The following is a 12907-nucleotide window of genomic DNA, read 5'->3' on the forward strand; positions in this document are numbered from 1 at the left end:
GCCCTCCTTAATCAAATTTCATACGTGTGGCTTTCAGGTTCACAATCGCCAGAGCGCCTACCAGCAGGAAGATCAGGGTGGCAATCGCTGCCGCCAGACCGAAGTCCTGGCCGCCGCCGCCTTCGAAGGCGATACGGTAGGTGTAGCTCACGAGCAGGTCGGTATAGCCTGCTGGCGTCGTGGTGCCAAGGCGGTCCGGGCCGCCGTTGGTCAACAGCTGAATCAGCACGAAGTTGTTAAAGTTAAAGGCGAAGCTGGCAATCATCAGCGGCGTCAGCGGCTTAATGAGCAGCGGCAGCGTAATTTTAAAGAAGTTCTGGAACGGGCCAGCGCCGTCCATCGCCGAGGCTTCGTACAGATCGTCCGGGATAGCCTTCAGCAGGCCCATGCACAGGATCATCATGTACGGATAACCGAGCCAGGTGTTTACGATGATAATCATCGAGCGAGCGGTGGTCGGGTCGCTGAACCAGGCCGGTTTGATGCCGAACAGGGCGCTCAGCATCATGTTGATTTCACCGAAGCTCTGGTTAAACAGCCCTTTGAAAATCAGAATCGAGATAAACGACGGTACGGCATACGGCAGGATCAGCAGCACGCGGTAAATCGCTTTGCCTTTCAGGGATTCCCACTGGACCAGACAGGCCAGCACCATGCCCACGGCCACGGTCAGGATCACCGTCAGCACCGAGAAGACCACCGTCCAGACGAAGATGGCGAAGAACGGTTTCTGAATGCCTTCGTCGGTAAACACGCGGGTAAAGTTGTCCCAGCCGATGGTGACGGTATAGCCCGGGCTGAGCTTGTCATCACCCCATTTGCCGTCGGCAGTAATGGACTGATAGAAACCAATGTCGTTATTCGGACGATATTTCACGCCGCTCTGGTTGTTGGTCAGCGTGCCGTCGTCCGCCAGGGTATACAGCTGCTGCGTGCCGGAGAACTGGCGCAGCGAGCTCATGGTCACCTTGCTTTCGTCTGGCAGCACGGCGGTGAGCTGGGTCAGCGCCTGACGGTTCTGGGTAATGACGCGCAGGTTGGCGCGTTCACCTTCCGGCAGGGCCTGTGCCTCTTTTAAGGTGAGCTTCTGCTCGCCGCCAAATTTGAACGCGTCGGAGACATAGTATTTGCTGCTTGCTTCGTCAGTAAGCGCTAACTTCCAATCGTTCCCGGCAGGATACAGGCCGAAGTTAAAGGTCTTGCCTGCCTGATATGAGCGATCCAGCAGGACCTGCTGCGCGCGTTCCTGCGCAAGCTGGTTGGTGCTGCTGTAGTTGGTAAACGCAATGGCGATGGTACAAATCAGCGGGAACAGGACAAACAGCCCCATCCCGGCCACGCCCGGGTAGACATAGCGCCAGGCATAGGCTTTACGATTAGCGAAAATATACAGGCCAGCAGAGCTTAAAATCAGCGTCATGATGGCAAACAGATATTCCCCTTGTACGTACATTAAAACAACAAGGTAACCCACCAGCAGACACAGCAGACCGATCGCTGACCACTTCAGCGCGTCGCTTTGCCACCAGCGTTTCTTTTTAATGACATCCATGGGGTTTTTCCTCTACAACGTTTGATCTTTTCTCCCTCTCCTGGGGGAGAGGGCCGGGGTGAGGGCGTGCGGATAGCGCCAACCCTCACCCTAACCCTCTCCTAAAGGGAAAGGGGACTACGTCATTACTTAGTAATACGACCCTGAGCATCTTTCAGCGCGGCATCGACAGTCTGACGACCGCTTGCAGCGTTGATGACCGCGGTACGCGTGGCGTACCAGAACGCAGCCATCTGTGGGATGTTCGGCATGATTTCGCCTTTCTGGGCGTTATCCATGGTGGCCGCGATACGTGGATCTTTCGCCAGCTGATCCTGGAAGGATTTCAGCGCGACGGCGCCCAGCGGTTTGTCCTTGTTCACTTCATCCAGACCCTGATCGGTCAGCAGGTAGTTTTCCAGGAACTCTTTCGCCAGCTCTTTGTTCGGGCTGGCGGCGTTGATGCCCGCGCTCAGCACGCCAACGAACGGTTTAGACGGCTTGCCTTTGAAGGTTGGCAGCAGCGTCACGCCGTAGTTGACTTTGCTCTTGTCGATGTTGGTCCAGGCCCACGGACCGTTGATGGTCATCGCGGTTTCGCCTTTGTTGAACGCCGCTTCCGCGATGGAGTAGTCAGTATCCGCGTTCATGTGTTTGTTCTTGATCAGATCAACCAGGAAGGTCAGGCCCGCTTTCGCGCCAGCGTTGTCCACGCCCACGTCTTTCACGTCATATTTGCCGTTTTCAAACTTGAACGCGTAACCGCCGTCGGCAGCAATCAGCGGCCAGGTGAAGTACGGCTCTTGCAGGTTGAACATCAGCGCGGATTTACCTTTCGCCTTCAGCTCTTTATCCAGTTTCGGGATCTCTTCCCAGGTTTTCGGTGGGTTTGGTACCAGGTCTTTGTTGTAAATCAGAGACAGGGCTTCAACGGCGATAGGGTAAGCGATCAGCTTGCCGTTATAGCGAACGGCATCCCAGGTGAACGGGAACAGTTTGTCCTGGAAGGCTTTATCTGGCGTCACTTCTGCCAGCAGGCCAGACTGCGCGTAACCCCCGAAACGGTCATGCGCCCAGAAGATGATGTCCGGGCCGTCGCCGGTTGCTGCAACCTGCGGGAACTTCTCTTCCAGCTTGTCAGGGTGTTCTACGGTAACTTTGATGCCGGTATCTTTTTCGAATTTTTTGCCCACTTCGGCCAGGCCGTTATAGCCCTTGTCGCCGTTAATCCAGATAACCAGTTTGCCTTCTTCAATTTTGGCGAGCGCCGGTGCGGAAATCATCATTGCTGCGAGGGCGGACAATGCGAAAACGCGTGCGCCAGTCTTGATATTCATAGCTGCCATCCTTTTTGGTGATGTCTCGTGGTATGACTTCAGTGGTTCAACGTGTCTCAGTCTCCTTATTTGACATCCTCTTTCCATCCTCCCAACCCCTACGCCCCACCCCCCGTTTGTGTGATCTCCGTTGCATAAATTTAAGTTATGAGTGCTGGCGCACATAAAAACCCACCGAATTTTGCAGGCGGCTTCACGAATTTTGCCTCAGCCCGCCCACGGCGGTCGCAGAGCCTGCTCCCTCATCCTCCCGCCTCCTCCCCCATAAAAAAGGCGGGGGGTGGAGGATTCGGGAAAGTAATGGATACCCCATAGTGAACTTATCTTGAATGTTTCTGTCGGTGACAGGTTGTAACGAAGGGAGAAGGGCATGGCGAGCGTACAGCTGCGTAATGTAACGAAAGCCTGGGGTGACGTTGTGGTGTCGAAAGACATCAATCTGGACATCAACGAAGGTGAATTCGTGGTGTTTGTTGGCCCATCAGGCTGCGGTAAATCTACTCTGCTGCGTATGATTGCCGGTCTTGAAACGATTACCAGCGGCGACCTGCTGATTGGTGATACCCGAATGAACGACATCCCGCCTGCCGAACGTGGCGTCGGTATGGTGTTCCAGTCTTATGCACTCTATCCACACCTTTCCGTTGCCGAAAATATGTCCTTCGGCCTGAAGCTGGCCGGCGCGAAGAAAGAGGTCATTAACCAGCGCGTGACGCAGGTGGCGGAAGTGTTACAGCTGGCCCACCTGCTGGAGCGTAAACCAAAAGCGCTTTCCGGTGGTCAGCGTCAGCGTGTGGCGATTGGCCGTACGCTGGTGGCCGAACCGCGCGTGTTCCTGCTCGATGAACCTCTTTCTAACCTGGATGCCGCCCTGCGCGTCCAGATGCGTATTGAAATCTCCCGTCTGCACAAGCGTCTTGGCCGCACGATGATTTACGTCACCCACGATCAGGTGGAAGCGATGACCCTCGCCGACAAAATCGTGGTGCTGGATGCCGGCCGCGTGGCGCAGGTGGGTAAACCGCTGGAGCTGTACCACTATCCGGCAGACCGCTTTGTTGCGGGCTTTATTGGCTCGCCAAAGATGAACTTCCTGCCCGTCAAAGTGACCGCGACAGCCATTGAACAGGTACAGGTGGAGCTGCCAAACCGCCAGCAGGTCTGGCTGCCGGTCGACAGCGCCAACGTACAGGTCGGGGCAAACATGTCCCTCGGTATTCGTCCTGAGCACCTGCTGCCGAGCCACATCGCTGATGTGACCCTGGAAGGTGACGTTCAGGTCGTCGAACAGCTTGGTCACGAAACACAGATTCATATCCAGATCCCCGCCATCCGTCAGAACCTGGTCTACCGCCAGAACGACGTGGTGTTGGTAGAAGAGGGTGCCACATTCGCTATCGGCTTGCCGCCAGAGCGTTGCCATCTGTTCCGTGAGGATGGCACTGCATGTCGTCGGTTGCACAAAGAGCCAGGCGTTTAAGCAATCCCAAAAGAAGACACGAAACCGACAGGTGAAGTGTTCAAAGAAAAGCAATGATCTCAGGAGATAGAATGATGATTACTCTGCGCAAACTTCCTCTGGCAGTTGCCGTCGCAGCGGGCGTAATGTCTGCTCAGGCAATGGCCGTGGATTTCCATGGTTATGCTCGTTCCGGTATCGGCTGGACGGGTAGTGGCGGCGAACAACAGTGCTTCCAGGCAACCGGTGCTCAAAGTAAATACCGTCTGGGTAACGAATGTGAAACCTATGCGGAACTGAAACTGGGCCAGGAAGTGTGGAAAGAGGGCGATAAGAGCTTCTACTTCGACACCAACGTCGCGTATTCCGTGGCGCAACAGAACGACTGGGAGGCCACTGACCCGGCGTTCCGTGAAGCCAACGTGCAGGGTAAAAACCTGATTGAGTGGCTGCCAGGTTCGACTATCTGGGCCGGTAAGCGCTTCTATCAGCGTCATGACGTCCACATGATCGACTTCTACTACTGGGATATTTCAGGTCCTGGTGCAGGTCTGGAAAACATCGACGTAGGTTTTGGTAAGCTCTCTCTGGCTGCAACCCGTTCTTCTGAAGCCGGCGGTTCTTCATCCTTCGCCAGCAACAGCGTTTATGACTACACCACTCGCACGGCGAACGATGTCTTTGACGTGCGTTTAGCCCAGATGGAAATTAACCCGGGCGGTACCCTGGAGCTGGGGGCTGATTACGGCCGTGCAAACCCACGTGATGATTATCACCTGATCGACGGCGCATCTAAAGATGGCTGGATGTTCACCGCTGAACACACGCAGAGCATGCTGAAAGGCTACAACAAATTCGTTCTGCAATATGCAACTGACTCTATGACCTCTCAGGGTAAAGGTCTGTCGCAAGGTTCGAACATTGGCACCACTGACGATATCAACTACGGCATCAACAACAACGGGCACCTGTGGCGCGTACTTGACCACGGTGCTATCTCGCTGGGCGATAGCTGGGATCTGATGTACGTCGGTATGTACCAGGATATCAACTGGGATAACAACAACGGTACTAAATGGTGGACCGTAGGCGTTCGTCCTATGTACAAATGGACGCCTATCATGAGCACTCTGCTTGAAGTGGGCTACGACAACGTCAAATCTCAGGAAACTGGCGAAACCAACAACCAGTATAAAATCACCCTGGCACAACAGTGGCAGGCTGGCGACAGCATCTGGTCACGTCCAGCAATCCGCGTCTTCGCCACCTATGCCAAGTGGGATGAGAAATGGGGTTATGCGCCTTCAGGTAAAAACTCCGTTGCGGGTTACACCCCAGGCATGGCCTATAGCGATACCACTGCGAAAAGCTTCAGCCGCGGCGACAACGATGAGTGGTCCTTCGGCGCCCAGATGGAAATCTGGTGGTAATCCCGTCTTAACCTGACGTAATGACCAAACTGAGGGGCGCAAGCCCCTCAATCCTTGGGACGGCGCGCTATTGCCTGGCTACCGCTGAACCTGTGCATTTTGAGGTGATAACAATGAAAATGAACAAAACTCTCCTTGCCCTTTGTTTAACCGCAGGGCTGCTGGCAAGCGCGCCTGCTGTAACGCTCGCTAACGTCAATTTCGTTCCGCAAAACACAACATCCGCGCCAGCCATTCCGACAGCGGCATTGCAACAGCTTGTCTGGACCCCTGTCGATCAGTCTAAAACCCAGACCACCCAGCTCTCAACGGCTGGTCAGTCACTTAATGTTCCGGGTATTACCGGCCCTGTCGCTGCGTATAGCGTACCCGCCAATATTGGTGAACTGGCCATTACCTTGACCAGTGAAGTTAATAAGCAGACGAGTGTATTTGCACCAAACGTGTTAATTCTCGATCAGAACATGACGCCATCTGCCTTTTTCCCAAGTGAATACTTTACGTATCAGGAGCCCGGCGTGATGAGCGCCGACCGTCTGGAAGGCGTCATGCGCCTTACGCCAGCGCTGGGCCAGCAAAAACTCTACGTTCTGGTCTTTACCACTGAGCAAGATCTTCAGAAGACCACCACGTTGCTCGATCCGGCTAAAGCCTACGCAAAAGGTACCGGTAACGCGATTCCTGATATTCCAGACCCGATTGCTCGTCACGTCACCGACGGAACGTTAAAGCTGAAGGTGAAAACGAACAGCGGTTCAAGCGTGCTGGTCGGCCCGCTGTTTGGCTCTTCCGGTTCCGGCCCTGTCACTGTAGGTAACACAGCAGCTCCTGCCTATACCGCGCCAGCTGCCACGGCAGCCGCACCGGTAGCGACCGCAACTCCTGCCCCGGCGAAGAAAGCCGAGCCGGTACTGAACGACACCGAAGAGTACTTCAACAACGCCATTAAGCAGGCGGTGAAGCGCGGCGATGTCGATAAGGCGCTGAAACTGCTTGATGAAGCCGAACGTTTAGGTTCAACCACTGCCCGTTCCACCTTTATCAGCAGTGTAAAAGGCAAGGGGTAACCGTTTCCCCACAGTGCTGATTTGTTAGTAGTTTGGTGCGCCTGAGTGGGCGCACTTTTTTTCGTATCCGCCAGGCTGTTGCGCCCATGTTGCGATCGTGATCGTTAAATAACGTTTGGCCCCCCTCAATCCGTGTTTCTGCGATACAATGCCATTACGTTATGTATCGGAGAGTCTGGCATGTCACACCCTGCGCTAACGCAACTGCGTGCGCTGCGCTATTTCGACCAAATACCTGCGCTTGATCCGCAGCAACTGGACTGGCTGTTGCTGGAAGATTCCATGACGAAACGTTTTGAGCAACAGGGTAAAACGGTCACGGTGACCCTGATTCAGGAAGGGTTTGTCTCTGGCGATGAGATCGCCAGCGAGCTGCCGCTGCTGCCGCAAGAGCCACGCTACTGGCTGCGCGAAATTTTACTCTGTGCTGATGGTGAGCCGTGGCTTGCCGGGCGGACGGTGGTCCCCGAGTCCACCCTTTCCGGGCCAGAGCTCGCGCTGCAACGTCTGGGGAAAACGCCGCTGGGGCGCTACCTTTTCACCTCGTCTGAGCTTACCCGGGATTTCATTGAGATTGGTCGTGATGCCGAACTCTGGGGGCGTCGTTCCCGCCTTCGCCTGAGCGGTAAACCGTTAATTCTGACGGAGCTTTTTTTACCGGCATCACCGTTGTACTAAGAGGAAGAAAAAATGGAGTGGAGCCTGACGCAGAATAAGCTGTTGGCGTATCACCGCTTAATGCGTACCGATAAACCCATTGGCGCGTTACTGCTGCTGTGGCCGACCCTGTGGGCGCTGTGGCTCGCCACGCCGGGCGTGCCGCCGCTGTGGATCCTGGCTGTGTTCGTTGCCGGCGTCTGGCTGATGCGTGCGGCGGGCTGCGTGGTGAATGACTATGCCGATCGTAAATTCGACGGTCATGTTAAGCGTACTGCCGGTCGTCCGTTACCCAGCGGGCAGGTCACCGGGAAAGAAGCCCGCGTGCTGTTCATTGTGCTGGTGCTGCTCTCTTTCATGCTGGTGCTGACCCTCAACACCATGACCATTCTGCTTTCCGTTGCGGCGCTGGCGTTGGCCTGGGTGTATCCGTTTATGAAGCGCTATACCCACCTGCCTCAGGTGGTGCTGGGCGCGGCGTTTGGCTGGTCGATTCCGATGGCGTTTGCGGCGGTTAGTGCGTCCTTACCGCTCAGCTGCTGGCTGATGTTCCTGGCGAACATTCTCTGGGCGGTGGCGTATGACACGCAATACGCGATGGTAGACCGCGACGATGACCTGAAGATTGGCATCAAATCCACCGCCATCCTCTTTGGTCGTCAGGACAAGCTGATTATCGGTATCCTGCAGGTTGCGGTACTGGCGCTGATGATTGCGATCGGTCGCCTGAACGGGCTGAACTGGGAGTTTTACTGGTCCGTGCTGGTGGCGGGACTGCTGTTTGCGTACCAGCAAAAGCTGATTGCGAAGCGTGAACGTGACGCCTGTTTTAAAGCGTTTATGAACAATAACTACGTTGGTCTGGTGCTTTTTTTAGGCCTGGCGATGAGCTATTTCTTATAAAAAAGTCGGGTGGCGGCTTCGCCTTACCCGACCTACGAGTTAGCAGGACATGTACCCGGTAAGCGTTAGCGCCACCGGGCTTTTTTTTATCGGCGACGCAGCAGCCGGAGCGCGTTCGCCGTCACCAGCACCGTTGCCCCGGTATCCGCCAGCACCGCCAGCCACAGTCCGGTCATGCCGAGCAGGGTCGTCACCAGGAAAATCCCCTTCAGACCGAGCGCAATGCCGATGTTCTGACGGATGTTGGCCCGCGTCGCGCGCGCCAGGGCGATCGTCTGCGCCAGCCCGGTCAGGCGGTTGTGGGTCAGCGCCGCGTCGGCCGTTTCCAGCGCCACGTCGGTACCACTGCCCATTGCAATACCAATGGTGGACGCTTTCATCGCCGGGGCATCGTTAATCCCGTCACCGACCATCGCCAGCGGCGCGCGGGCGTTCAGCGCCGTCACGGCGCTGACCTTATCCGCAGGCAACAGTCCGGCTTTAAACTCCAGCCCCAGCTCACCGGCAATCGCTGCCGCCGCGCGAGGGTTATCACCGGTAAGAATAACGCCCTGCACGCCCAGCTTGTGCAGCGCCGCTACGGCTTCTTTGGCGTCATCGCGCAGGGTATCGCGCAGCGCCAGCATTCCCTTCGCGACACCGTCCTGCAGGACGGTCACGACGGTTTGTCCGGTCTGTTCTAACGCCTCAACCTCTGGACTGGAAGACTTGCCTGCCGCGACAATCAGCACCTTTTTACCGTCAACGGTGGCCTCAATCCCTGACCCGACCAGCGCCCGCTGGGCGGTTGCCGGAGGGATATTCAGCCCGCGCGACTGCGCTTCTCGCACAATCGCCTGCGCCAGCGGGTGAGTGGACCCCTGTTCAACGGCAGCGGCCAGTGTAAGCAGCTCATCTTCACTGATGTCCTGCGGATAGACGCCGGTCACCTGCGGCTTGCCCACGGTCAGCGTACCGGTTTTATCGAAGGCGATATGCTGAACCTGGCTCAGCTGTTCCAGCGCCGCGCCGCCCTTAATCAGCGCGCCGCGACGCGCCGCCGCCGCCAGACCTGAGGTAATCGCCGCCGGGGTGGAAATCACCAGCGCGCACGGGCAGCCAATCAGCAGCAGCGTCAGCCCTTTATAAATCCAGCCCTCCCACGGCGCGCCAAAGAACAGCGGCGGGACGACGGTGACCAGCAGGGCAACCAGCATGATGGCAGGGGTATAAATCCGGCTGAAGCGATCGATAAAGCGTTCGACCGGCGCGCGGCGCTCCTCTGCCTCTTCAATCAGCTTAAGGATACGGTCGATGGCGCTGTCGCCCGGCTCGGAAAGCACGGTGAGCTGCACCAGACGGTCGACGCTGGTGGCGCCAGCAGGCACTTTTTCACCCGCGGCGCGCTCTACCGGAATGGATTCCCCGGTCAGGGCGCTTTCATCAAAGCTCGCGGTGGCGGTAAGCAGCGCGCCGTCGGCGGGCAGACGCCCCCCTGCGGCCACCTCAATCACGTCATCCGGGCGCAGCGTATTGATGGCGACCGTTTCACGCGTGCCGTTTATCACGCGAGTGGCGGTTTCCGGCTTCAGCGCCATCAGCGCGCTGACCCCTTTACGCGCCCGGCTCGCCGCCCAGCCCTCAAGGCGTTCGCCGATTAAGAACAGCAGCAGCACCATCGCCGCTTCTGCCGTCGCGCCAATGAACAGTGCGCCGATTGCAGCCACGCTCATCAGCGTTTCGATGGCAAACCAGCTGCCGCTTTTCATCAGGCGCAGCGCCTGACGGGCAATCGGGAACAGGCCGACCAGCGTGGTGGCGATAAACGCCAGATTGCCGAACGGATGGTTAATCTGCTCCAGACCCCAGCTCAGGGCCATCATGATGATGAGGGTAATGAGCGGCAGGTTTTCTTTCAGGGAGGAGGCTTTTTCAACGGGCGCCGTTTCGCTACGCAGGGTATAGCCCGCCTTGCTGACGGCGGCTTCAACCTGTTTGCTGACGTCGCTATCGGCGCTGACCAGCAGCTTTTCGGTGGCGAACAGCACCTGAACGTGACTCACGCCCGGCACCTGCTTGACGGCGTTTTCCACCTTGCGGGCGCAGGCCGCGCAGTCCATGCCGTTGACGACCCAGCTGTAGCGGTTGCCGCTTTCAGGAAGGGGTTGAGCTTGCGTTTTGCACGCGCCTTCGCAGCAGCAGTCGTCTTTCGACGGAGCCGGGCTGAGCTTAAGTGCCGAGAATTGAGGAACTTTTTTAGGTATTTCTGGAGTCGACATGGCAGTCTCCGGCAATGATAATTTTCTCATTAACCGCAGCATACACTCTGGAGTCGACTCCAGAGTCAAGCGCTATTTAGATATACAGCGAACGCACAATCAGGAAATGCCCGGCAAAGTAACACGCGGAGGCTATCGCGTTATCCGCCCGGAAGCGGCGGCGATAGTGGCTGCCCAGCCAGACGACATTCCCGATCAGCAGCAGCGCGGCGCCGAAGAACGCGGACATCGCCGGAGCGGTCGGACGGAAGAACCACAGTTCGCCCGCCAGCCACACCATCACCAGCGTCATGGCGATAAACGTACAGACCGGCAAACGCATCTCTTCCAGACGCGACCAGATCACCGCAATCAGCAGGGCGCCAATCACCAGCAGCACCAGCGGCAGCGGCCAGAAGAAGGAGAGCGTCATCTGGCTGGCAAAGTAGATGGTATAAAGCAGATGGGAGAGGAAGAACGCCCCAACGGCGTACAGCAGGCGCTGGCGCGGCAGCAGGGTTAAGGCATCGCCAATCAGGGATGCACACAGCCCGGCGAGCACCAGATAGCTGACGGCGTTAAACATCGGCGCTTGCCAGGCCAGCAGCAGCAGGAGCAACAGCGTGACCGGTTTAAACAACCAGCGCTGCCAGGTGGGACCGCGATACGACGCATCGACATAAAGCCATGCGGAAAAACAGACAGCGATAAATGACCAAAGCATATTAACTCCCTGTATCTGTTAAGTCTGAATAATCAGTTTCTGATCCAGTGTAGTGACGCGGGCGGGCGTTTGGCAATGGCGGGGGAGGCAAGGTATCCTGAATTCCGCAAAATCTGATGGGATTGTCGAATGAGCAAGATGCCGCTTTTTTTCATTATCGTGGTGGCGATTATCGTCATTGCCGCCTCGTTCCGTTTCGTGCAGCAGCGCCGCGAGAAGGCGGATAACGATGCCGCACCGCTGATGCAAAAGCGCGTGGTGGTGACCAACAAACGCGAGAAACCGCTCAACGACCGCCGCTCGCGCCAGCAGCAGGTGACGCCTGCGGGCACAGCAATGCGCTATGAAGCGAGCTTTAGGGCGGAAACGGGCGGCCTGGAGATGACCTTTCGCCTGGAGGCGCAGCAGTACCATCAGCTGATGGTGGGTGAGAAAGGAACGCTGAGCTACAAAGGGTCGCGGTTTGAAGGGTTTGAACCGGAGCGGTAATTTTCCCCTCACCCCGGCCCTCTCCCACAGGGAGAGGGTGTAATCGTTCCCTCTCCCTGTGGGAGAGGGTTAGGGTGAGGGCATCAGGCCGCGCCTTACTTCTTCACCTGCGCCTTAAACTTTTTCATCCACACCAGCAGTTCAAACACCCCGAAAATAAACACGCGCAGCTGCTGCCAGCCCGTCATCTGCGGGCCGTCTTTCGGCAGGCCGTTTTTCAGCATCACCATCTGCAGGGCATGCATGAAAGACGTGAAAATCAGCGCGACGTTAACGAAAATATTCATCGGGCGCGGGAAGGGGTGTACCAGGTTGAGAATTAAAAACGCCCAGACGCCCAGCATCAGCAAACGTCCCAGGTTAATCAGTACCGGCATCGGAGCCTCCTTGTGCCTGACGGTGATAAAGACGATAAGCGACCTGGCCGGCGACCTTTTCGCGGTGCAGATCCCAGTGGGCGGGAACCGGCGGTAAACCGTTTTCCACTTCGCTTTCAACGTAAATTAGCGCGTCATCCGCCAGCCAGCCGTTTTGCTCAAGCAGGGATAACGTCTCTTCCAGCAGCCCCTTGCGGAACGGCGGATCGACAAACACCACGTTATGCGGCGTGCCTTTCTGCGCAAGAAAACTCAGCGTGTTGGTGTTCACGACTTTGGCGTTGCTCGCTTTCAGCGTCGCCAGATTTTGCTGCAGCGTCTGCGCAACGCCGCGCTCCATCTCCAGCAGCGTGGCGCTGGCGGCATAGCGCGACAGCGCTTCCAGGCCGAGCGCGCCGCTTCCGGCGAAGCAGTCCAGGCAGTGGGCGTCTACCATTGACGGGGCCAGCCAGTTAAACAGCGTCTCGCGCACGCGGTCAGTAGTAGGGCGTAAACCGGGGCTGTCCGGCACCGGTAATTTCCGGCCTCGCCACTGACCGCCGATAATACGAATTTGACCGGCCGGGGCGCGGTTGGGTTTCTTCATCTCAGGAAAGCTCTGTTAACAATTGGCCTGCGATTGCGGGCGGTGATGTCAATTAAGTAAAGTGTTAGACTATTTCATCATTTTTTTAGCTTCCATGTATATAGCGCCGC

At 57.0% G+C, this 12907-nt stretch carries 12 protein-coding genes; 6 read left to right on the forward strand and 6 right to left on the reverse strand.

Features of this window, described 5'->3' with window-relative positions:
* Positions 1-7 precede the first annotated feature (7 nt).
* Positions 8-1552 (reverse strand): maltose ABC transporter permease MalF, encoded by a 1545-nt coding sequence (gene malF / locus NWV12_RS01210; RefSeq protein WP_101744421.1) that lies wholly within the window; start codon positions 1550-1552, stop codon positions 8-10.
* A 125-nt stretch (positions 1553-1677) separates the two neighbouring features.
* Positions 1678-2868: a maltose/maltodextrin ABC transporter substrate-binding protein MalE gene (malE, locus tag NWV12_RS01215; RefSeq protein ID WP_039264157.1), complete on the reverse strand. Its 1191-nt coding sequence runs from the start codon at positions 2866-2868 to the stop codon at positions 1678-1680.
* Between the two features lie 370 nt (positions 2869-3238).
* On the opposite strand from malE, the gene malK reads away from it, so the two are divergent.
* The 5 genes from malK to ubiA all read left to right on the forward strand — a co-directional run bounded on the left by malK (position 3239) and on the right by ubiA (position 8384).
* Positions 3239-4348 (forward strand): maltose/maltodextrin ABC transporter ATP-binding protein MalK, encoded by a 1110-nt coding sequence (malK, locus tag NWV12_RS01220; RefSeq protein ID WP_023310005.1) that lies wholly within the window; start codon positions 3239-3241, stop codon positions 4346-4348.
* 71 nt (positions 4349-4419) lie between these two features.
* On the forward strand, positions 4420-5757 hold the full coding sequence (locus tag NWV12_RS01225; protein ID WP_072210885.1) for a maltoporin: 1338 nt from the start codon (positions 4420-4422) through the stop codon (positions 5755-5757).
* Between the two features lie 113 nt (positions 5758-5870).
* The gene (malM, locus tag NWV12_RS01230; RefSeq protein ID WP_048979406.1) at positions 5871-6824 is read left to right on the forward strand and encodes a maltose operon protein MalM; all 954 of its coding nucleotides are present in this window, start codon (positions 5871-5873) and stop codon (positions 6822-6824) included.
* A gap of 180 nt (positions 6825-7004) precedes the next feature.
* Entirely contained in the window at positions 7005-7502 is a 498-nt protein-coding gene (gene ubiC, locus NWV12_RS01235) for a chorismate lyase (protein WP_023334136.1), read from the forward strand.
* A 12-nt stretch (positions 7503-7514) separates the two neighbouring features.
* The gene (ubiA, locus tag NWV12_RS01240) at positions 7515-8384 is read left to right on the forward strand and encodes a 4-hydroxybenzoate octaprenyltransferase (RefSeq protein ID WP_048979407.1); all 870 of its coding nucleotides are present in this window, start codon (positions 7515-7517) and stop codon (positions 8382-8384) included.
* 86 nt (positions 8385-8470) lie between these two features.
* Here ubiA and zntA read toward each other — a convergent pair whose 3' ends face one another.
* On the reverse strand, positions 8471-10642 hold the full coding sequence (gene zntA, locus NWV12_RS01245; RefSeq protein WP_048979408.1) for a Zn(II)/Cd(II)/Pb(II) translocating P-type ATPase ZntA: 2172 nt from the start codon (positions 10640-10642) through the stop codon (positions 8471-8473).
* A gap of 76 nt (positions 10643-10718) precedes the next feature.
* On the reverse strand, positions 10719-11345 hold the full coding sequence (locus NWV12_RS01250) for a lysoplasmalogenase (RefSeq protein WP_029741976.1): 627 nt from the start codon (positions 11343-11345) through the stop codon (positions 10719-10721).
* Positions 11346-11474: 129 nt separating this feature from the next.
* On the opposite strand from NWV12_RS01250, the gene NWV12_RS01255 reads away from it, so the two are divergent.
* A complete protein-coding gene (locus NWV12_RS01255; protein ID WP_048979410.1) occupies positions 11475-11834 on the forward strand; it encodes a DUF2500 domain-containing protein in 360 nt (119 codons plus the stop codon).
* 95 nt (positions 11835-11929) lie between these two features.
* Here the strand turns inward: NWV12_RS01255 and NWV12_RS01260 are convergent, their stop codons facing one another.
* Both NWV12_RS01260 and rsmD read right to left on the reverse strand, forming a co-directional pair.
* Entirely contained in the window at positions 11930-12211 is a 282-nt protein-coding gene (locus NWV12_RS01260) for a DUF1145 family protein (RefSeq protein WP_010436509.1), read from the reverse strand.
* A complete protein-coding gene (gene rsmD / locus NWV12_RS01265; protein WP_023310014.1) occupies positions 12195-12797 on the reverse strand; it encodes a 16S rRNA (guanine(966)-N(2))-methyltransferase in 603 nt (200 codons plus the stop codon). The genes NWV12_RS01260 and rsmD overlap by 17 nt, the downstream gene beginning before the upstream one ends.
* Positions 12798-12907: the final 110 nt, after the last annotated feature.

Origin of the sequence: Enterobacter sp. Crenshaw, assembly GCF_024734705.1 — a bacterium.
Lineage (GTDB): Bacteria > Pseudomonadota > Gammaproteobacteria > Enterobacterales > Enterobacteriaceae > Enterobacter > Enterobacter asburiae_B.